This is a genomic window from Paenibacillus sp. B46(2026) (assembly GCF_056786355.1).
In genome coordinates, this window is record NZ_CM165907.1 from 927,755 (window position 1) to 948,147 (window position 20,393).

Sequence of the window (20,393 nt, forward strand, 5' to 3'; positions counted from 1 at the left end):
GAATTAATCTGTTTGTCAGACTGAATATGATGAAAGAATTCACAAGCTAAGCTTGATTAGCAAACACTCTATTCTTTGACTCTGTACCAATAGCTATAAATCTCTGAATAACTCAGCTTGGCGTAAAGCTTTAACGCAGGTGCATTATTCGCAACCACTTGCAGGTAACTGGAGGTAGCGCCCTGTCTTTTTGCCCAATGCAATAGATGCAAGATCATCTGTTCAGCAAGTCCCCGATTCCGGAAGTTAGCGTCTGTAATGATGTCATATAATCCTATATAGCCACGCTCGATTACACCGAACCCACACGCGACGACTTGCCCGTCGATCAACAGCGAGATGAAACCTACCTTTGTCCGGATATTGTCCAACATTAATTCCGTCGTTTCCCGTTGCAGATCATTCACCTGATTTAGCCTGCAAAAATGATCCAGCCACGCTGTGGTCAACTGTTCGTCGATCTGTACAGCTTGGTGCACAGGCTCTTTGATCTCTTCCAGACTCCGAGTCTGGATACGGGTCAAATCGACAACGCCATACCCTTTTTCTTGCAAAAGTTGGTCGAGATGATCCGGCTGAATAAACGGTGTGATTTTGAATATGGTATTTAACTGATTGGAGGCATAGATGCGCTCACATTCCTCAATCTTTTCATGCACATCCAGAGTGGAGTAGTGGATCGGTTGAACGGAGTTGGCACGTTTGGTATATCCTTTGGCAAAACGTAGTACCCAACCGTCATATAGTAAGGTGGACAAGGGTTGCCAGTGGTTAAGCGATAGTTCTTCAATGGTTTTGTGTTCTGTATCTGCTGTATGCGTCATATCCATCCTCCGATTTCATGATTAAATAATAATACATATTAATGCATAAAAATACAACACAAATAGATATATCGCCAAACAGTATGCATTATAGCCGGAGATGGTATACAATTTGATTTGGTTGAATGAATAACTTCAGAAGCGGAGCGCATTATGTTAACGATAGAGATGCAAGGCCATAGTATTAACTGTCATATCGAATACGGCAAACGCAAGAAAGTTTCCATCACGATGGACTTGCCTTATATGGTAACGATCAAAGCACCCAATGGTACCAGTGAAGACATGATCCGGCAACTTGTAGAGCGGCATGGGGATGTGATTTTGAAGAAATCCGTTCTCATGCAGCGGGCGCTTGAAGGTCCTCAAGCCAAGGAATATGAAGATGAGGGCAAAGGGAAGTTTTTGCTTTTTGGCAAGGAACACGCACTGCATGAATTAATTCCTGTAGAGGGGCTTACAGAAGAAGAGCTGCGAGCGAATCTGAAGAAGTTTTATTTTGCCGAGTGTAAACGCATGATTGGGGAGCGCATCGGACGCTATCAGCAGGAGTTGAAGGTGAAGCCGAAGTCGGTAGAGATCGTAGATTCTCCCACCAAGTGGGGCAGTTGCAGCTGGGACAAAAAGCTTACGTTCAATTACCGCTTGGCGATGGCACCACTGGAAGTGATGGATTATGTCATCATTCATGAACTTTGCCATATTCACCACATGAATCATGATCGCTCCTTCTGGCGGCGTATTGGCAGTATCATGCCGGATTACAAAACAAAAGAAGATTACCTGATGCGAAATGGTCGGGCCATGACGTTGTAATTCCAGACCTAAGCTTTCACTTGGATACGCCATATCCTTCCATTATCATTTGTGAATTCCGCGAAGTCCCCACTGTTGCAGTGAGCGGCCTCGCGGATTTTTGTTGTGTCTATTGACATAATATTTTCAAGTGATGAGAGGCAATAGGGCGTGACATGGGGGCATGCTCTGCAATCTGTGATACGTTCATGCTCTCTTGATAAGAGCTTAGATTCTCGTAAATATCAATGACTTTATGGTTACCCACCGACTAATAAAATTAATATTCCAAGTTGCAGGAAAATAGCTGTTCCGTTTGTCCATATGAAGTACAATAAAAGCAAATATGCCCGTACCACGAATCCATTGATATATCCGTGGTGGAAGGAGTCCAAGATGGCTGAGAGTAACCATTATTCGGTGCTGGTAGATGAGTATATCTCGGAGTTTGCACCCGATGTACAGGTGAGATTACAGGCAGTAAGACAGCTTATTCGCGAGTCGGCTCCACACGCCGAAGAGAAGATCAGTTACAAGATGCCCACGTATGCCCAGTATGGGAATCTGGTTCATTTTGCCGCATACCAGCATCATATTGGCTTTTACCCTGCTCCCAGTGGGATTCTGGCGTTCAAGGAGGAACTTTCCAAGTATAAAGGGGCTAAGGGATCTGTCCAGTTTCCGCTGGATCAGCCATTGCCGGAGGATCTGATCCGCCGGATTGTGGAGTTTCGGGTGAAAGAAAATGTGGAAAAAGCCCGGGAGAAGAAACAGAAGAAGTAGGAAATGATGGATAAAAACCTGTTAGTCTACTGAAGGGGAATTGCAGATGAACAAAGCACTAATCGTGTTGGATGTGCAGTATGGGATTACATCAATGAAGGATTTCACAGCTCAGTTGGGCAAGATTGAAGCGGTTATCGCTGATTTTGAACAGCAACATGAGCCAGTCATATACATGAAACATGTAGATTACGATCAGGAGCTATTCCTGTAATGAAGTAATTTGAGTTTTGAATGAAAAATGCGCCTCTAGTATACTGGGAATCGTTGTTCCGGACAAGAACAATACCCACATACGAAAAGAGGCGCACAAATGAAGTATAAGATGAAACAGAAACAGAATCAACGTATTACGCGAATTACGGAAGGTACGCTAGTCATAGGAGCAGACATTGCCAAAAAGATTCACGTAGCTAGAGCGGTAGATTTCCGCGGCATTGAATTAGGAAAAGACTGCGTGTTCCACAACAATAAGGAAGGGTTAACGAAGCTAGTAACATGGATGAAAGAACTTCAGGAGGTTCATTTGAAAACGGACATTGTTTTCGGAATCGAGCCTACCGGGCACTACTGGTTTCCGCTAGCTGCTTTTCTGGAAGCTCGAGATATAAAGGTCGTCATTGTGAACCCGCATCACGTAAACAAGAGCAAGGAACTTGAGGATAACTCCCCGACGAAGAGCGACTATAAGGATGCCAAGGTAATCGCAGACCTCATACGCAATGGGAAGTACTCTGAGCCTAAACTACCGACGATGGAATACGCCGAATTACGGATTCTCATGAATTTTCGTGAAAAGGTTATGGTGAGTTTGAATCAAGTGAAGGCCCGCGTGCATAACTGGATCGACCGCTATTTCCCTGAGTATCTCAGCGTGTTTAAGGACTGGGAAGGCAAAGCTTCGCTAATGACCATGCGCCAGTTTCCGACACCGGAAGAGATCGTCTCTACAGGCGCCAGAGGCGTTCTCGCACACTGGAAAACGGAAGTGAAGCGCGGAGTCGGTATCAAGAGAGCGGAAAAGCTCTTTGCGACAGCCGGGACATCCATCGGGCTTACCGAAGGGTTACGAGCTGCGAGACTGGAGCTTCTGAGCTTGCTCGACCAGTTTGAGCTTTTCTCTAAACAGGTGGAAATGACCATGAATCAGGTCATGGACATCTTGAGTGAGATCCCGGGAACAACGCAGATGTTGAATATACCAGGCGTTGGCGCGGTTACCGTTGCAGGATTTCTGGCTGAGGTTGGCGATCTGAGTCATTACGACCACGGACAACAAATCATCCGGTTGGCGGGCTTGAATTTAAAAGAAAATAGTTCCGGTAAACGGAAGGGTAAAACGGGCATCACCAAGCGCGGACGCTCCAGGCTCCGAGCCTTGTTGTTCCGTTGCGTCATGCCAATGGTAGCTAAGAATGAGGAATTCAAGGCGCTTCACAGGTATTTCACAACACGAAGTCAAAATCCATTGAAGAAAAAGCAGTCCCTTATTGCGCTGTGTGGCAAACTGATACGCGTCTTGCACACGCTGGGGACAAAGCAAATCGCATATCATGCAAACGATGTTCTTGGACCTGTACGACAAAAACAGCTACAACAGAACGCAGCTTAAATTCAAACCAATACTACCTGAACCTCATCTCAACATCAGATATACAACTTGACAAATGAAGCACCGGAGAAGCCGAAGTTGAATAAACCATAAGGGCAATGACCCCGTATAGGAGCGAGAATCGGCCTCCACCCCTTGGCAGGTAGAACGAAGGAATGTAAGGGCAACGACCCAGCGTGACATGGGAGGGTAAACCCCAAGGGAAGATGTGGAGATCCACTGTGCGATCATACGTATCATCCACAGTTTGGAAAATCGAGTCCAAGCCCTGTTCCCGTCACCGGCCTTTTCAGAAAAATATGGTTCTAAACCAATCTCCTTCCATTACCCTGAGATGTCGAAGTTGTAAATCTAAGAATGAGAGAGAAAACAGGCGAAAACATTACTTTTTAGTGGGAGGGTTCTTCACTGTTCTATAAAGATGTTGCGAACCTGGAAATTATAATGAGTACCGGTAAGTATCCCGTTATGGAGAAAAGCAAACCAAGTGCTTTCAGCAATCCAGAGCTAAAAACTTGGCTACATGAGCATCAGGTAGGACATGTATTTATTGTTGGATTCAACATGGAATATTGTTGTCTGTTTACGGCAATTACTGTGGAACACGAAGGGTTTAAGGTAACCTTGATTGAGGACGCAACAGGTTCGGTGAACACAGCGGAGACGTATGAGATGCCGGGTCTGGACATTCAGGATTTTGTCGGTTCGATTCTGAATTGGTCTAATTGTATTGAAGTTTTATATGTGGATGAGTATAAAGAAATGTATCGTATCTAGCGTAGTTTACATGTGACGCCGGAGATTTGAGTATGGTATAATAAGAGCAGATTAGACGTAAAATGCAAAGAGAGCCGTGCTGGTAACACGACTCCTCCGAGCAATTGCCGCTTTTAAGGGCGGTGGGCTCCGCTTAGAAAGATGATCAAAAATAGACCGCATCCTTTTGCGAGGGGGGCGGTCTATTTGTGTGTATTGGACAGCTTCGTGCAAGGTAGCCGACCGACCCTTTTAAGCCTATTCTATTGCTTTGTTGATTATAGCATATTTTGTAAGAAGCCAAGTTGTTAGAAGCTGTTTATATGTAACTCGTTCATTAGCTGAAGGGCATCCCGAAACCCTTGTAAATAAATCTCTCTTTCGAGAAGTGTTTGCATAGAGAGTTGAGTATCTTCATATAGAAAAAGGGTTTGATTCAGTTGCTCCGGTAAAGCTTGGCGAATATTATGAAAGTAATGATCAGATTCTTTAGATAGTTGGGTATAATCAGGCTGCGTGTGAGATAAATTGTTGTATAATAACTCTAAGCGCGTTCGGATTAACGGTTCTGCTAAAGATTCCAGAGATTCTAGCATGTTTTCTCCCTACTTTCTATATGTATAGACTAATAATAACTCGTTGAGTTATGTTTGTAATTATATTAACTCACTGAGTTAATATCGTCAAGAGTTATTGAATGTGATATAAAATAAATATTGAGGGATGTTCATAGATGATAAAATTTACTCTCGACGAGGTTCTCAAAGATAAAGGAATGACCATGTACGCCTTAGCTAAAAAATCCGGTGTACGACCCAACACAATAGGTCAGTGGGTAACGGGTAATGGTGCTGAGGTCAAATCCATCACCATCGATACACTTGAACGAATTTGTCTTGCATTGGAATGTAAGCCAGGAGATATAATCAAGATGATTGATGAAAATTAAATAGTTGTACAATAGTTTAAGGCGTGTGAGAATCAAGTTTTGATATAAGTAATTCTGCAACTCTGTATTATCTGCTCTTTATGCTATCTGGAGGAGAATTCGTATGATCAAGATTCATTTATCTCGTATTATGGGTGAGAAAAGAATTAATATTGCTGATTTATCCCGACTAACCGGATTACATAGAAATGGGATTGCCAAATTATATAATGAAGAAACTGATGGTGTGAAGTTTGATACGCTGAATCGAATATGTGAGGCTTTGGATTGTGAGATCCAGGATATCATTGAGTTTATCAAGGAAGAGAAGTGATCTTCAAAATTAGCCTAAGGCCCTATACTTTTAAAAAATTGGACATATAGACCGTTACCTTATCGAAGGGAAGGTCTTTTTTTGTTTGTATACACATGCTGATCTGCACCGATTGCAAGCGTTACTCCCTTTCAGCGATTTTTCAGCCAGAGCCATTATAATACTCACGGAATCCTGTAATGGAAAAGGAGTTTTGGCATGTCTAAGATGCTGCAAAAATCGTTTTATCTCATTCTGCTCGTGTTTGTTACGGTGTTTATTGCTTCGTCCTTGTTGGTTCGGGCACAGTACAACTATGCCTTGTATGGGGACAATCCCATTTTGGGCATGCAGCAGTGGAGTGTTTTTCTCCCGGTCATTCTTTTGCTTCTTGGTTCAGGTGTCGGGCTGTATGCTCTGTGTCTGAAGCTGAACAAATACAGTCCGAGGGTTGTTATTCCGATCGTGCTGTTATGTTCTCTGGCCATTCAGATCATCATCATTTTCGTATTTCCGAGAGTGCCCACCGATGATTCACAGACTGTTCTCTCACTCGCCATGAACATGCTGTATGACCAAGACTACTCTTCGTTTGAAACGGGTGGTTATCTGCACATGTTCCCGTTCAACTATTCGATCGTGTTGTATCTGAAGACATTGCTGTACCTGTTCCCGGACAACTATCTGGTCATCAAACTATGTAATATGTTGTTCTCAACGTTAACGACGTTCATGATTTATCTTATCTATAAACAAGTGAATGACAGATCTACGGAACGTGATTACGGTGTGTTGATCTTTGCAGCAACGTACCTGCCGTCTCTGTTCCTGAACAACCTGATCTATAACGATGTGATTGCCACAGCTTTTCTGACATCGTGCCTATACTTTATCATTCGTTTTGTGCGTGAAAAGTCTTGGAAAACAATCGTCATTGCCGCCGTTTTCCTCGCGATGGGCAACTACTTCCGAAGTATCGGTGTGATCGTGCTGATTGCAGCCATGATGTATATCCTGCTGAATATGCGGAGCATCGGAGCGAAGAAAGTTCTCATTTCCATCGGTGTGCTGGCTATGTTGTTTAATGTACCAACCTGGACTCAGAATGCGGTTCTTCAATCCTCCGGTGCAGTGAGTGCGCCTGTTGGAGAGAATGCGGCACCGGTCTATATGTGGCTGAACATGGGGATTAATCTGGAGCGTTTTGGCTTCTGGGACAATATGGAGAGTTATCAGATCTATCAGAGGCAGGCCAACTACAATAAGGCCGAGAGCACAGCATTGTTCAAACAAGAGATTGGCAGCAAGCTGTCCGAAGCAAGTGCAGGTGATTTGGTGCAGATGTATTACAAAAAGATCATATGGACCTGGACCGAAGGGACATACCAGATGGACCGATACGGAATTGGCAATGAAAGTTCCTTGGGTGCAGGAAGAGGAAGGGGAGGCGCAATCGCAGGCTCTTACAGCTATACCAATGCGATAACAGAACTGTTTCAGGGGAATTCGGCTTATCGGACGGGGTTACTCTGGATCGTATATGTGATGAATTTCTTGATGTACTGTTTTATTCTCATCCGGTTGATCGGTGGTATTCGTCGTAAACGGTATGATGAAGTTTCATTGATCCTGGTCATTCTCGGATTCATCGGGTTTTATATTCTGTGGGAGATTAAGTCCAGATACATCTACCCTGTATATCCACTGTTGGTTGTGCTGTCCTATATGGGATTCAAAGATACGTATGATTTCATATTCCATCGTAAAGGTACCTTGGAGAAATATTCTCTGAGAAAGAGGTGATCATATGCGAAAGAATAAATATTTCACATCGGTTACAATACTCCTTTTGCTGGGGTGCTCGGTTATGCTTACGGCTTGTGATGTTATAACCGCGCAAAATATTACCAACGCCGGTTCCGCGCAAGGCATGAACGGAGGCGGTATGCCGAATGGCGGTGGCCTGGGAATGAACGGAGGAACACCGAGAGGTGCAAGGGACGGCGTGGGCATGAATGGCCGTACAGGCAGTCCGGACATGACGCAGGGGATGATGAATGCCGACATGACAGGTAGAGTCATCTCCGTGAATGGCAACACAGTCACTCTGGCGTTACTTGAGGTGCAGGATAACTCATCTCCGAGCAGGGAATGGAAGGATACCGGAATGGAAATGAAATTAAATATAAGCGATGATGTTGCTATCACTGAAGGTATGGAAACGCCGCGTTCGGGCAATTTCAGCCCAAGTGCAAATTCGTCCATTCATGTGTCTGGTCTTCAAAAAGAAGACATCGTTATGGTGTGGTATAAGGACAACACCGAGACGGTCGAACGGATGGCAGTTGTCCAGTAAAAAATGATGGGATTATCGTCATTTTGTAATTGCTTACATTTGGCTTATCGGCTATTATGGTAACAACTGTTTTTTTGAAGGGAGTGAGCGTCATGAAACGACGGTCTAAGATGGTATGTTCTATTACTACAATGAAGGTAAGAACGAACTGAATAATTCCGGCAGACCATCAGATGCAGGGTGGAACACATTTAGTTGAACTTATTGTTTCCCAGTCGATCTGAGATCTGCCGATATATAGGGATATAACTGCTCATTTTTTTTCTGGCGTATGCGAGGTTTATTTGCTTGTGCAAATTTCTCATACACTCAGAATTTTTTAAAGCCGCAGGCATAGCCTGCGGCTTTTTGCGCGCAAAAATAGGTATTCGATGGCTACAAGAATCCACATGAAACGATCAAAAAGGAGAAATGCCCATGTTAAAATTAAAATATTTATTTCAAAATAACGATCTTGCCGAGATGATCCTGAAGAATTGGAGTTATGATCCCGAATCGCTGGACATGTTTCAGTATTATCGCATATCTTCCAATGCCGTGTATCCGTTCAGAGATCAGGGTGAAGTTCGATTGCTTCGTTTTGCCCCGGTAGAGGAAAAAAATCAAATCAATCTTAGCGCAGAATTGGAGTTTCTCCGTTATCTTCGAACGAATCATTATGGAGCCATGGAGGCTGTACCTTCTCATTCAGGGACAGAACTCGTAGAGGCTCACACCCCATGGAGAGCGTACTATGCTTCCGTATTCAAGCGAGTCCCCGGATCGCAGTTAGGAAGCATCAATTTAAATGACTCCATCCTGTACAGCTATGGTCAGGCATTGGGTGAGCTGCATCAGCTATCGCGTACTTTCACGCCTGAGCAGGGGGAGAAGCGGCGCTGGAGCTATACGGATGTATTGAATTGGATGCAGGAGAACCTGAAGGAATTTCCAACAGAGACAGCAGCTCTGAATGAGGTGGAGTTTCTCCGAACATATTTTGCGACTTGGCCAATGACCCGGCAAAATTTCGGACTCATCCACTACGATTTTGAACCGGACAATGTCTTCTATGACGAAGGGAGCAAGTCTTGTTATGCCATTGATTTTGATGACTCGATGTATCACTGGTACGCGATGGATGTAGAGCAGAGTCTGGATAGCTTACGTGAGGAGATCGAGCCTGAGCAATGGGAACTGAAGAAGCAATTGTTCCTGAACGGCTATTGGTCCAAGGCGGGGGAACGTTATGATCTGGAGAAGATGTTCCCCGCTTGTCGCCGTTTTGCCGACTTGTACGGATATGTGCGCATGCTTCGGTCTGTTGCAGAGCAGTGGTCACATGAGCCGGAGTGGATGAGCGGACTAAGAGCGAGGTTGGAGAGAAAAATGACAGAAAAGGCAGAGAAATTCGGTCATCCGATTTAATTTCCACCCTAAATCGGTGCTTCCTTCGAAAAAAACAAACCAGCTGGGTATTTCGATGTAGAATCCCCAAGCTGGTTTTTATATGTTACTCGGTATAGTCACTAATCGCAGTTCGCCCTGCCTCTACACTGATCCAGTAGGAATAATCTTCGCGCACGTCGACATAGAGGTTGTGTTCTTTCACATCAAGGCTACTTACCGTTAGTTTGAAATTGCCATAGGCATCTGTTGTAACCTGCTGCGTCTGAATGTGTTCTACAACAGGCGAAGGTCCATGGATTTTAATGGGCATCGTCTGGTTAGCATACGCCGGGAACGTACCTTGAAGGACCAGAGTGTGATCAGTAGAATACACGGCTTTCATGGTCTGATCCGGAAGTCCGCCGTTCTTTTCATTCTCGCTAGCTTCGGTAGCGTTCTTCCTTTGACAGCTTGCCCCTCCGCAGCATCGATTCTCTGAATGACAGGGGAGTTGGCATACAGCTTGAACAACATGGAGAGAAATTCGGCTTCACTCACCTGATTGTTGGGTTTAAACGTTCCATCCTCGTACCCACTGACCATCCCCTGTTGAACGGCCCATTGAATGGCATCTTTCGCCCAATGTGTGCGGATATCACTTAATTGGGGGATCGATTCCCGTTACCGTAACAGAGACAACAGCTTCTTTCCCTTCAAAACGAATCCGAATTTCGGCTTTACCAGCCTGAAGTCCAAGTATTTTGCCATCCTGGATGGCAATGCGATCTGACGTCGTGGTGAAGGAAACGTTAGACTGTGGAACATAGGATGTTCCATTATCATTCACGGCAGTGATCGAAGGCAGATCTATCTGTTCTCCTGCTCGAACGTTCAGGTTCTGTTGTCCTGGCGTTATCCGGGTAAGCATTGCATCCTGAACACCGTCAACATGGAAGAAACGTGTGGAGTATGAGATTTCCGCTGCTGTACCGTTCTTCTTTTGCAGACCTGTAATTCGAATGTTGAACGTATCGCCATTCTTTAACAATTGCACATCGTCAGGACGGAAGATGATGGCGTAGCCATATCCACCTGTCTCTACATTTAAGCATGAATGCTTTTCGTCAGGACAGTATTCTTGGAACTGCTGGTAACGTACAGATTGGAGCTGCTGGCAGACTTTGAACCTGTGTCAAAGAAATTCTTTGGCATATCTCCCGGCTGCTTGGGATAATGGGACAGGTATCCTCCTGTGGAGACCACGACAGCTCCATGCTGAGCTTGACGGTTCAGTGTCGGATCAAGGACAAGATCGCCCTGCAAACCTGTGATAAAACGATAAAAATTGGCTGCGTTCAGGCCCTGCTCCAGATAAGCGTCACTTACTGCACCAGCAGAGTAGGGAGCACTTGTCGAAGGTGTTTCTGTATACAGGGGGGATGATTCATTGTCATTCATCCACTGATTTCATTTCTGTACAATCTCCTGCTGACTTCGCTCAGGCAGCAAACTGTCGATCTGTTCTGCATGTGCCGCTCATTTCTGAGCGAATGAAGAACATATGCATGTACAACATGTGACCTTCCTACATATGTATCTATTCTTTTAGTCGAGAATCAGGTCAAAATCAGGTTCACACATATAATCTAAAGGGTACAGATCATCTCGGGACGAGATTAATGCACGGAAGTGCAGGTAAAGATTATTTGGCTGTACCACAACGTCACCAACACGATACGGAACAAGCTCAGCTACCACAAACACATCCTCCGCGCGATTACATTTAAAAATAACATTCTTCGGATTAATGACTTCCTCCAGATAACTGTAAGTCATCACGTGAAATGTTTGTCCACGACAGGTTGTCTTGATCACTTTATAGGACTGTGTGCGAACCAGATCCAGATAACGTTCCAGCTGGAACGTATGCTCAAATTGCGTAATATAACCTTTTTTGTCCACATCAATCGTAAACTCCACATCATAGCTCACATGCATTTCATCTTTATAAGTTCCGTTCATGACCTTCATGGCGTCAAAGTGTGATCCGAATTCCGGATCTTCCACATAGGGAATGGTAACGAGTTCAGGATCAACATGATCTGTAATCTGGCTGTTCATGGAAGGTGGGGTGTAATACTTCGATGGTTGAAGATCAATCGATCCAATCATGCTTCCTGGGAAACCGGGGCTGCAAGTTATTCGCATAGTCATCTCCTTTAAATTTAATCAGTAGTTAGACGAATGACTTAGGAGAAAGTTGCACCAGAATCAGGCGATGGAGTTGTATTTCCAATCATCCTGCTCTTTTGATACAGTAACTGTAGGACATATTGGAGGTTATATCATATATGGAACAAGCCCTTCAGATACTGATGCGTAATGCGCGTGCAGAAGAGCACCCACCTCCCCATATCTGGATATGAGCAAAATTGAATTAGGAGGCCTACAATGTTATCCAATAAAGTGATTGATCATTGCCAGGAGCAAGGCTGGTGGCATGAAGATGTTCCAGCAGCATATGAAGAAGCATTGCGAAAGCTTGAGATTGATCTTCAGTCTGACTTCGCACAATTTTATTTACATGCAGAGGATGGACCGACTTTTTACAGCAGACATCAGGAGTTGTATCAGATCTGCTGGTTTATGGAGAACACCGTATATATGGAAGACATGAACGTAGCGCAGCTCACATTGGGACTACCCGAGGCGTATATTCCACTGGACAGTTTTGAAGGTGAAGGTGGATTTTTCTACAACCGTCAGACGGGAGAAGTGGTGCTGGTGGAACTGGGTGAGTCCATCGAACGGTTTCTCAATGGCGAGAGTAAGCCGCAGTGGGCTGATTTCAATGCTTTTCTGGAGTGGTATTTCGTTCTGGAGGAGGCTGTGCAATGAAAGATCTATCACCAGAACATGCCGAACGGGAGCGACAAATTATTGAAACGGTAGAAGCCGGTAATGTGCTGGATGAGACGCAGCAACATGAACAAGCGCTCATCTATTATGATCAGGCATGGGGTATGTTGCCCGAGCCAAAGATGGGATGGGAGATTGCGAGCTGGATCGCATCCTGTCACGCGAATGCGCATATAGATCTGAAGCAATATGGACTGGCAAAGCCGTGGGCTGAGATATCGTTACATACGCGGAGTACGGATAGAAATACGAGTCCATTGATCGATCTCGGCATGATCTGCATGAGACTTGAACAGCATGACGAGGCGTATTCGTATCTGCATCAGGCGTATGAGTTCGGCAGAGAGCGTGCATTTCAGGGAAGCCCAAGAGACGTGTTGAGTTATTACAAGGAAGAGCGGGCTAAGCGCAAGTAGAGTAATTCTGACCATACCATGAAAACGAAAAGGGTACCCCCATTGGCCAATCATTGACCATAAGCGTACCCTTTCGAGTTGAATATTCGTTTATTACGGGAAATTCCGCTTGAATCTAATCCGAAATGTTGCGCGTATAATATTCAATAATATCCTTACGACGGATAATACCGAGGAAGACACGATCGACATCTACCACGGGCACAAAATTTTGGTCTGCTGCAAGTGTCAGCATATCCTCCATTTCAGCCTCAATGTAGACACATTCATTATATACCCGATTGTTAATCTCATGGACTTGAACCTGATCCATATTATCGAAAGTCAATCCGGGTGTATTTCGCATTTTCCATAACAAATCGCCTTCGGACAGAGTAGCAACATATTTTCCATCCTGGTCAATCACGGGAATGGCGGTGTAGTGCTGCGATTCCAGTTGCTCAATAGCATCTTTCATGGAAGCGGTAGACTTGATATAGGCCACTTCGGTTTTGGGGAGTAAAAAATAGCTGATTTCCATCATCGGGCTCCTTTTCAGCCTTTTGCATAGCAAAAAAGCTTTAGTATGTAATCTCACTCTCCTTATTTAAACATATTATGTGAGCTTTCGGCTATTTTTAATGATAAATTCGTCAGATTTGTTTCATTGTTTAAATGGCTCTGGAAATCTATAGTGTATATTAGAGGTGATGTGACCATGAAATCCAAACGTAAATTAATGTACGGACTGCTGCCCATCTTGTTTGCAGGTGGAATCGGAATGTATCTATACATGCAGAATAACAAAGAAGCAGAAGCCAAGCCCCAGACTACCGTGAATCAGTACATAGAGCATCTGCAAAAAAAAGAGTTTGACCAGCTATATACTTTGATGACGTCTGCTTCGCTGGAAGAGTCGGGCATGAACAAGGAACAATTTGTTGAGAAATACAATGCGATCTATTCGGGTATGGAAGTATCCACCGTCAAGGCGGAGGTTAAGCCTGTGGATGTTGCCGAAACGGCGGCTGATGGCAGTAAGACAGATGCTGAGGATAAAAACCCGGATACGTATGAGGTGGACTATAACCTGCAACTGACAACCTTTTTGGGAGAAGTCAGCGAGACGCACACATTGAAACTGGTCCGGCAGGAGCTTGAGGATGGAGGGGAAAACTGGCAAATTACCTGGCAGCCTTCACTGATCCTGAATGACATGGTTAAGGGCAGTAAGGTACGCGTGAGGACACTGTTCCCGGAGCGTGGAGACATTGTGGATCGTGATGGTTTGCCGCTTGCTACCAAGGGCACGATGAATGAATGGGGCATTGTACCTGAGAAACTCGGTGATAACCCGGACCAGATGATTGCCCGAATCGCGAGTCATTATCAGGTTTCGGAAGATGCTATTCACAAGGCGCTTGCGCAGACATGGGTGAAGCCGGAATATTTTGTCCCGATTGGTTCAACGGAGGAGTTTGACGTGCCAGCGACTTTAAGCGGGGTTACGATGCAAAGCAAAGAAATTCGTTATTATCCGCTCGGCGAGGCAGCTGCACACCTGATTGGTTACGTACGTAAAGCCACCAAGGAAGATCTGGATAAGGATACGGAAGGGTATTATCGCGCAGAGGATTGGATCGGTAAAGCCGGTTTGGAGCAGTCCATGGAGAAACAGCTGCGCGGTGAACGTGGTGGTCTGATTGAAATCACCGATGAATCCGGTAACTCCCTTTCTGAGCTTATTCGTAAAGATGCTGTAGATGGACAGAATATTCAACTGACGATTAGCTCCAAACAGCAAAAGAAATTGTATCAGACATTATCCAGCGGTGGAGACGCGGGTGCGATGGTTCTCATGAATCCGACGGATGGCAACCTGTTGGCGATGGTCAGTGCGCCCTCCTATAACCCGAACAAGATGGTTACAGGACTTACACAGGCAGAGTGGGATGCTTACTCGGCGAATGAAAAGCTTCCTTTTATCAACAGAGTCACTACCCGGTATGCACCAGGATCAACCTTCAAAGCGATTACAGCCGCAGCAGGACTAATGGAAAAGGTGACCACAGCGGACAAAACACATAATATCTCTGGCTTGCAATGGCGTAAAGACGATAGCTGGGGCGGGTATTATGTCAAGCGTGTGAAGAGCTTATCCCCGGTGAATATGGTCGATGCACTGGTGTACTCGGACAATATTTACTTTGCAATGGAAGCCATCGAGATGGGCAGCCCCAAGTTTATTGATGGGATCCGGAAGTTTGGTTTTGGCGATAACTTTGGACTGGATGAACTGTATCTGAAGCCAAGCCAATATGCCAACGAAGCGCATCTGGATCTGTCGTCCGAGGTATTACTCGCTGATACGTCCTACGGGCAAGGGGAGATGTTAATGTCCCCGATTCATCTGGCATCGTCATTTACACCTTTTATTAATGAGGGGAAACTGGTGAAACCTGTCCTGATCGAGGGAAAAGAAACTTCAGACCCAGAGGTGATTATTACTCCCGAAGTTGCGAATACGGTTAAGGATGCTTTGGGAGAAGTTGTCTCCCGGCAGGGAGGCACCGCTCACTCCTTGAATTCAATACCTGGAGGACTCGCCGGTAAGACGGGAACAGCGGAGCTGAAAGCGAAGAAGGGAGAGAAGGGTCAAGAGAACGGATTTTTCGTGGTGTTTGATACCGATTCTCCGACCTTCCTGTTATCAGCTGTAATTGAAGAGGTGAACGGCCGGGGCGGAAGCCACTATGTCGTGGATAAATTAAAGCCTTTTTTGGAAAAGTTGGAGATTAGGCAGTAGTCTGATGTAATCAATAGATAGCTTTGCAATTATAATAAACAGCCCGGTCACCATCATGTTATGGTTCTCACATGTGACCGGGCCTTTTTATATTATTTTATAGATATGAAATCATTTATTTCCTTGCAGTAATCATAAAGCGTGCCGAGTTGGTACGAATGCCCTTCTCGTCGTGATTTTCTTTCACAAACTGCTGGAATCGTTCGAAGTCAGTTTCTACCTTTCCGAAATCAGGAATGATGGGTGCGTGGGTTAGGAGAAACATCAAATCTTCGGGTGTAGCGTAATGCTCCACCACATTATATTCACGGGCCTGAATGTCATGGAAACCTGCTTTTTGAAGTTCATGCTTGTATCGTTCCATCAATGTGCCAGGTTGAATGCCAAGACTTTGTCCACGGCCAAAAGCTTCCGAAATGTTGGATTTATCGTGTTCACTGACCTGCTGGGTTAGAAATATCCCACCCTGAGCAAGAACCCTGAATACTTCTGAAGCAGAGAATCCGGAGTGTCTGGAGGATACCACATTAAAGAAGTGTTGGGGAAATGCCAGTTTCTCTGCTTCCATATGCAAAAAGCGTACATTGGGATGAGGGCCCGCAGCCTGAAGATTCTGCTGTGCCGTTTCAATCATTCCTTGAGAGAGGTCGATTCCCACCAATAACAAGGCTTCTTTGGCAATGGAGAGAATAGCTTCTCCACCACCCGTCCCAATATCCAACAACAGATCGGACGATCGCGTATGGCGAACAACTTCCTCATAGAAGTTCCAACCGATTTTCTCCGAGACAACGTTCATGGAGCTGAAGTTCCAGCCATTCGTCCGGCCTATGCGTTCATAAAAGTCAGCGTAATCTATTTTGTTTTTCATTTTCATATGCCTCCAATGTGATTTTGTTTGAACAGGACAAGAGAGTTATGCCAAATCGTTCTATTGTAAATGGTCGAATAGGATCAAATGGACAGACGTGTCCCTTGATAGCTGGTACGCGTTTTGACCCAGCCCGACGACTACTTACTTCGAACAATACGGAGCAACATCCGTGTCACCTCACAAGTTGGAATGTCTCCATTATATTCAATTGACAGCGTATACGCGAGGTGTTATTTTGAGGTGGAATCTATTCTATGAGTTCGAGGTGATCCAGGGTGGCTATTCGTGCTAAGCAGATTTTTGTCAATTTACCTGTCCAAGATTTGAAGAAATCCGTTGATTTTTTTACTAAGGTGGGTTTTGAGTTTGACGCCAAATTTACGGATGAGTCCGCTACCTGTATGATCATCGGAGATAACATTTATGCCATGCTTCTGGTGGAGGAGCGTTTCCAATCCTTCATCTCGAAAAAAATCTCCAATGCTGCCGATACAACCGAAGTTATCGTTGCCCTGTCTGTGGATAGCCGTGAGCAGGTGGATGTAATTGTACAAGCTGCCCTTGACGCAGGAGCGAAGCCATACAACGAACCACAGGATCATGGATTCATGTATGGATGGAGTTTTCAAGATCTGGATGATCATCTGTGGGAAGTTTCCTATATGGACCTAAGTGCTTTTCCTTCGGAGTAACAAAATGAAAATAAGTAGAGCCTTCCTATAGTAAGTAGGAAGGTTTTTTTGCATCCATTTATCATCGGAATTATGCATTCACACATCCCCTTGTACATGGACATGAATAGGATAACGCATGCTTGATTAAAACGATCACAGGGAGATGACCATGACTCGTTCAAACGTGAAAAGTTATCGCTATCGTATTGGTAAAAAGCAATATATCGTGATCCAGATTTACCAGACGGCGAAGGGCTATGCCAACTCAGGGAACGTACTTGCAAGTAATGCAGTTAACGTGCAGATCATGAAACAGAAAGGTCGCCGTTCTTCTCGCAGACGTTAGTCTGGCAGCGGAAAGAGAAGTGGAGAGGGGGATGAATGATGAGTACACGAAAAAAGAAAGCAAAGCAGGTTAACCGGGTGGATGTGGACAAAAGCCGTTTGAAATTCCAGGCGCGACAGTCTGCTAAAGCTTCGGTTGGACAGGGCGGTAATGCATTCGCGATCAATGCCAACGAACTGGGCAACATCCGGGTGCGCGCAGGACAGCAATAATCTAGATAGAGGTACCATACGAGAATGGTCAATCAACAAAGGAGAGCTGGCATCGTTACCAGTTCTCCTTTTTGATTGCATATATTGATTGCAACTGTTAAAATACAAAACGAATGTTCAGTATGCATGGAACGGAGTGAAACGAATGAATATGAATAAAAAACAACTTCAGACTGAGCAGACCAAGAAAAAACTTGCGGATGCTTCCAAAGCCCTTTTTGTACAAAAAGGCTATAAAGCAACGTCCATTGAGGATATTGTAGCTGCGACGGGCAGCAGCAAGGGCAATATATATTACCATTTTAAAAGTAAAGAAGGCCTGTTCCTCTATCTAATCGATGAGTGGGATCGGGAGTGGGAAGAGAGTTGGGCCGCTAAAGAACATCTTTATCGCACCTCCACGGAGAAGATTTACGGCTTGGCGGAACAATTGATACTGGATGACATGAATCATCCTTTGACCAAAGCAGCCGATGAGTTCTTCACTGGGGAGAAGAAAGAAAATGATATCGAGGAACGAATAGCCGTAATGTTCAAGCGGCATCTTCAATTTAACAAACAAATGATAGAACAAGGGATTGAGAGCGGTGAGTTCAAAGCAGACAATGTAGATAATCTCGCGCTCATATTGGAAAGTACCATTATTGGTCTTAGTCAGATGTCACGGGGGATGGAGCCTGATCAGGCTCTCGCATTATACCGCCAGGCTGCCAGTGTATTCTTATATGGGATTGCAAAAGATAAAGCTTAAGCAACATTTTGACAACTACGGAGGATGGAATCATGGCATTACTAACACGGAACAGGGGCGCATTGCTGCTGTTAATGTTTAATATTTTTCTTGTTTTTACGGGTATTGGTCTGGTTGTGCCGATCATGCCTGCGTATATGGATCTACTGCATATCACCGGATTCACGGTTGGATTGCTGGTAGCGGCATTCTCCTTCACACAGTTCCTGTTCTCCCCGCTTGCGGGTCGTTGGTCGGATACGTTGGGACGTAAAAAAATTATCGTTGGCGGCATGCTGATCTTTGCCGTATCCGAGTTTATGTTCGGTGCGGTCAATGCACCAGTGCTGCTCTTCGCAGCCCGGATGCTGGGTGGTATTGGAGCAGCGATGATCTTCCCGGCAGTTATGGCATACACCGCGGATATTACGACAGAGGAAGAACGCGGCAAAGGGATGGGTTTGATTAATGCAGCGATTACAACCGGATTTATCATCGGCCCGGGAATTGGAGGATACATTGCGGACTTTGGCATTCGAATTCCGTTCTACGCCGCAGGGGTTGCCGGTTTGCTGGCATCAATTATCACATTGATTATTTTGCCTGAATCCACGCGAAGCACAGGAGAGCAAAGTAAACCTGTGGCTGGTGCAGTGAAGGTCAAAGCTCCGGGTATGGTATCCCAATTACTGAATTCGTATCGTGAACCGTACTTTTTCAGCTTGATTATCGTGTTTGTTATGGCATTTGGTCTGGCTAACTATGAGACGGTATTTTCACTGTTTGTGGATCACAAGTTTGGTTTCACGACGAAAGACATTGCATTCATTATTACATTTGGTTCCATCGCGGGTGCGGTTGTGCAAGTATCCCTGATCGGTTGGTTGCTCAACCGGTTTGGTGAAAAGATGGTCATTTCGGTCTGTCTGTTGTTTGTAGCGGTATTTATACTGTTGACTTTGTTTGTGCATACGTACTGGCTCATTCTTGTTGTAACTTTTATCGTCTTCTTGGGAATGGATATCTTACGTCCGGCGATCAGTACACAGATGTCCAAATTGGCACAAGAACAACAGGGCTTTGTGGCCGGACTGAACTCGGCCTACACAAGTTTGGGGAATATCGCAGGTCCAATCGTAGCGGGAGCACTATTTGATGTGAATATTAACTATCCTTACGTTTCAGCAGCTGCCGTTCTGGCGATCTGTTTCCTGTTATCCCTGCGGGTACTCAGAGGGGGCAAAACTGTGAAACAACCGAAGGCTGAAATGTAATTGTTCGGAAAAGACGTAGGAGCATCGATTTTTGGTATAATAAGAACTGCTGGAAGTGAATTAGATGGGCTGGGTTGCATAATAAGTTACCGAGGACGGTCATTTTTAAGCATATACAGGATTATTGGAGTGATAACATGAGCAAAGCAAAAGGAAAAGGCGGCACCGGCCGCGGTACAGGCAAAAAAGGCTGGAACCGTTGGCAAGCAGCTGCTAACCGGGCGAAAAGTGCCCCGAAGCCTTATAAAAGTAAAGGCACGAAGAAGAAGGATGATACCGAAACTTCAAGTGGCAAGCCCGAGTAAGTGTGGCTTGACGATGCCAGAGGAGAGAGCTGCCTGACTATCGGGTGGGTCTCTTTTTGTTTGGAAATATAAAAAATTAAATTGACAGTATTGTAGATCTGGTAATAATATAGAGCTTACGCA

At 44.9% G+C, this 20,393-nt stretch carries 28 protein-coding genes and 1 pseudogene; 19 read left to right on the forward strand and 10 right to left on the reverse strand.

All coding sequences use genetic code 11. The features are described 5' to 3' along the window. Positions 1-68 precede the first annotated feature (68 nt). Positions 69-830: a GNAT family N-acetyltransferase gene (locus AC1S8V_RS04335; RefSeq protein ID WP_482072578.1), complete on the reverse strand. Its 762-nt coding sequence runs from the start codon at positions 828-830 to the stop codon at positions 69-71. Between the two features lie 147 nt (positions 831-977). On the opposite strand from AC1S8V_RS04335, the gene AC1S8V_RS04340 reads away from it, so the two are divergent. Then, complete coding sequence (locus tag AC1S8V_RS04340; RefSeq protein WP_482072579.1) at positions 978-1,640, forward strand: M48 family metallopeptidase; 663 nt, start codon at positions 978-980, stop codon at positions 1,638-1,640. 112 nt (positions 1,641-1,752) lie between these two features. Here the strand turns inward: AC1S8V_RS04340 and AC1S8V_RS04345 are convergent. Next, positions 1,753-1,887, reverse strand: a pseudogene (locus tag AC1S8V_RS04345) (winged helix-turn-helix domain-containing protein); the annotation flags it as partial. 128 nt (positions 1,888-2,015) lie between these two features. Between AC1S8V_RS04345 and AC1S8V_RS04350 the strand changes: the two are divergent. The 4 genes from AC1S8V_RS04350 (at position 2,016) to AC1S8V_RS04365 (ending at position 4,791) form a co-directional block, all read left to right on the forward strand. Then, positions 2,016-2,402, forward strand: coding sequence for an iron chaperone (locus AC1S8V_RS04350; protein WP_482074383.1), 387 nt, complete (start codon positions 2,016-2,018; stop codon positions 2,400-2,402). Positions 2,403-2,448: 46 nt separating this feature from the next. Next, positions 2,449-2,616 (forward strand): hypothetical protein, encoded by a 168-nt coding sequence (locus tag AC1S8V_RS04355; protein ID WP_482072580.1) that lies wholly within the window; start codon positions 2,449-2,451, stop codon positions 2,614-2,616. Positions 2,617-2,715: 99 nt separating this feature from the next. Continuing rightward, positions 2,716-4,014 (forward strand): IS110 family RNA-guided transposase, encoded by a 1,299-nt coding sequence (locus tag AC1S8V_RS04360; RefSeq protein WP_482069879.1) that lies wholly within the window; start codon positions 2,716-2,718, stop codon positions 4,012-4,014. A gap of 444 nt (positions 4,015-4,458) precedes the next feature. Beyond that, the gene (locus AC1S8V_RS04365) at positions 4,459-4,791 is read left to right on the forward strand and encodes an isochorismatase family protein (protein ID WP_482072581.1); all 333 of its coding nucleotides are present in this window, start codon (positions 4,459-4,461) and stop codon (positions 4,789-4,791) included. A gap of 287 nt (positions 4,792-5,078) precedes the next feature. Here AC1S8V_RS04365 and AC1S8V_RS04370 read toward each other — a convergent pair whose 3' ends face one another. After that, on the reverse strand, positions 5,079-5,366 hold the full coding sequence (locus AC1S8V_RS04370) for a DUF6809 family protein (RefSeq protein WP_017690567.1): 288 nt from the start codon (positions 5,364-5,366) through the stop codon (positions 5,079-5,081). A 137-nt stretch (positions 5,367-5,503) separates the two neighbouring features. On the opposite strand from AC1S8V_RS04370, the gene AC1S8V_RS04375 reads away from it, so the two are divergent. The 5 genes from AC1S8V_RS04375 (at position 5,504) to AC1S8V_RS04395 (ending at position 9,774) form a co-directional block, all read left to right on the forward strand. Continuing rightward, complete coding sequence (locus AC1S8V_RS04375; protein WP_211083057.1) at positions 5,504-5,719, forward strand: helix-turn-helix domain-containing protein; 216 nt, start codon at positions 5,504-5,506, stop codon at positions 5,717-5,719. Between the two features lie 103 nt (positions 5,720-5,822). Further along, positions 5,823-6,032: a helix-turn-helix domain-containing protein gene (locus tag AC1S8V_RS04380; RefSeq protein ID WP_339304021.1), complete on the forward strand. Its 210-nt coding sequence runs from the start codon at positions 5,823-5,825 to the stop codon at positions 6,030-6,032. A gap of 198 nt (positions 6,033-6,230) precedes the next feature. After that, on the forward strand, positions 6,231-7,814 hold the full coding sequence (locus tag AC1S8V_RS04385) for a glycosyltransferase family 39 protein (protein ID WP_482072582.1): 1,584 nt from the start codon (positions 6,231-6,233) through the stop codon (positions 7,812-7,814). 4 nt (positions 7,815-7,818) lie between these two features. Next, complete coding sequence (locus AC1S8V_RS04390; RefSeq protein ID WP_482072583.1) at positions 7,819-8,367, forward strand: hypothetical protein; 549 nt, start codon at positions 7,819-7,821, stop codon at positions 8,365-8,367. Positions 8,368-8,784: 417 nt separating this feature from the next. Continuing rightward, positions 8,785-9,774 (forward strand): phosphotransferase enzyme family protein, encoded by a 990-nt coding sequence (locus tag AC1S8V_RS04395; RefSeq protein WP_482072584.1) that lies wholly within the window; start codon positions 8,785-8,787, stop codon positions 9,772-9,774. Between the two features lie 85 nt (positions 9,775-9,859). On the opposite strand, the gene AC1S8V_RS04400 is transcribed toward AC1S8V_RS04395, so the two are convergent. The 5 genes from AC1S8V_RS04400 to AC1S8V_RS04420 form a co-directional block, all read right to left on the reverse strand. Then, positions 9,860-10,138: a hypothetical protein gene (locus tag AC1S8V_RS04400; protein ID WP_482072585.1), complete on the reverse strand. Its 279-nt coding sequence runs from the start codon at positions 10,136-10,138 to the stop codon at positions 9,860-9,862. Next, positions 10,135-10,338 carry an S-layer homology domain-containing protein gene (locus AC1S8V_RS04405; RefSeq protein WP_482072586.1) on the reverse strand — a complete coding sequence of 68 codons (204 nt, stop codon included), beginning with the start codon at positions 10,336-10,338 and terminating at the stop codon, positions 10,135-10,137. Before AC1S8V_RS04405 ends, AC1S8V_RS04400 begins: the two co-directional genes overlap by 4 nt. 52 nt (positions 10,339-10,390) lie before the next feature. Then, the gene (locus AC1S8V_RS04410; RefSeq protein WP_482072587.1) at positions 10,391-10,789 is read right to left on the reverse strand and encodes a hypothetical protein; all 399 of its coding nucleotides are present in this window, start codon (positions 10,787-10,789) and stop codon (positions 10,391-10,393) included. Between the two features lie 50 nt (positions 10,790-10,839). Further along, the gene (locus AC1S8V_RS04415) at positions 10,840-11,193 is read right to left on the reverse strand and encodes a CAP domain-containing protein (RefSeq protein WP_482072588.1); all 354 of its coding nucleotides are present in this window, start codon (positions 11,191-11,193) and stop codon (positions 10,840-10,842) included. Between the two features lie 147 nt (positions 11,194-11,340). Then, entirely contained in the window at positions 11,341-11,943 is a 603-nt protein-coding gene (locus AC1S8V_RS04420) for a hypothetical protein (protein WP_482072589.1), read from the reverse strand. 243 nt (positions 11,944-12,186) lie between these two features. Between AC1S8V_RS04420 and AC1S8V_RS04425 the strand changes: the two genes are divergently transcribed. Both AC1S8V_RS04425 and AC1S8V_RS04430 read left to right on the forward strand, forming a co-directional pair. Further along, positions 12,187-12,633 (forward strand): hypothetical protein, encoded by a 447-nt coding sequence (locus AC1S8V_RS04425; protein WP_482072590.1) that lies wholly within the window; start codon positions 12,187-12,189, stop codon positions 12,631-12,633. Continuing rightward, entirely contained in the window at positions 12,630-13,070 is a 441-nt protein-coding gene (locus AC1S8V_RS04430) for a hypothetical protein (RefSeq protein ID WP_482072591.1), read from the forward strand. Before AC1S8V_RS04425 ends, AC1S8V_RS04430 begins: the two co-directional genes overlap by 4 nt. Positions 13,071-13,185: 115 nt before the next feature. Here the strand turns inward: AC1S8V_RS04430 and AC1S8V_RS04435 are convergent, their stop codons facing one another. After that, positions 13,186-13,590 (reverse strand): CBS domain-containing protein, encoded by a 405-nt coding sequence (locus tag AC1S8V_RS04435; protein WP_482074384.1) that lies wholly within the window; start codon positions 13,588-13,590, stop codon positions 13,186-13,188. A 177-nt stretch (positions 13,591-13,767) separates the two neighbouring features. Between AC1S8V_RS04435 and pbp4 the strand changes: the two genes are divergently transcribed. After that, complete coding sequence (gene pbp4, locus AC1S8V_RS04440; protein WP_482072592.1) at positions 13,768-15,855, forward strand: penicillin-binding protein PBP4(5); 2,088 nt, start codon at positions 13,768-13,770, stop codon at positions 15,853-15,855. Positions 15,856-15,970: 115 nt separating this feature from the next. On the opposite strand, the gene AC1S8V_RS04445 is transcribed toward pbp4, so the two are convergent. After that, on the reverse strand, positions 15,971-16,726 hold the full coding sequence (locus AC1S8V_RS04445) for a class I SAM-dependent methyltransferase (RefSeq protein ID WP_482072593.1): 756 nt from the start codon (positions 16,724-16,726) through the stop codon (positions 15,971-15,973). Between the two features lie 278 nt (positions 16,727-17,004). Here AC1S8V_RS04445 and AC1S8V_RS04450 point away from each other — a divergent pair, with 278 nt between their 5' ends. The 6 genes from AC1S8V_RS04450 (at position 17,005) to AC1S8V_RS04475 (ending at position 20,270) form a co-directional block, all read left to right on the forward strand. After that, on the forward strand, positions 17,005-17,421 hold the full coding sequence (locus AC1S8V_RS04450; RefSeq protein WP_482072594.1) for a VOC family protein: 417 nt from the start codon (positions 17,005-17,007) through the stop codon (positions 17,419-17,421). 151 nt (positions 17,422-17,572) lie between these two features. Continuing rightward, positions 17,573-17,749: a hypothetical protein gene (locus AC1S8V_RS04455; RefSeq protein ID WP_482072595.1), complete on the forward strand. Its 177-nt coding sequence runs from the start codon at positions 17,573-17,575 to the stop codon at positions 17,747-17,749. Positions 17,750-17,784: 35 nt separating this feature from the next. Then, positions 17,785-17,961: a hypothetical protein gene (locus AC1S8V_RS04460; protein ID WP_249913492.1), complete on the forward strand. Its 177-nt coding sequence runs from the start codon at positions 17,785-17,787 to the stop codon at positions 17,959-17,961. A gap of 151 nt (positions 17,962-18,112) precedes the next feature. After that, entirely contained in the window at positions 18,113-18,712 is a 600-nt protein-coding gene (locus AC1S8V_RS04465) for a TetR/AcrR family transcriptional regulator (protein WP_482074385.1), read from the forward strand. A gap of 32 nt (positions 18,713-18,744) precedes the next feature. Next, positions 18,745-19,965, forward strand: coding sequence for an MFS transporter (locus AC1S8V_RS04470; RefSeq protein ID WP_482072596.1), 1,221 nt, complete (start codon positions 18,745-18,747; stop codon positions 19,963-19,965). 137 nt (positions 19,966-20,102) lie between these two features. Next, positions 20,103-20,270, forward strand: coding sequence for a DUF3934 family protein (locus AC1S8V_RS04475; RefSeq protein ID WP_090904771.1), 168 nt, complete (start codon positions 20,103-20,105; stop codon positions 20,268-20,270). The last annotated feature ends 123 nt before the right edge of the window (positions 20,271-20,393 follow it).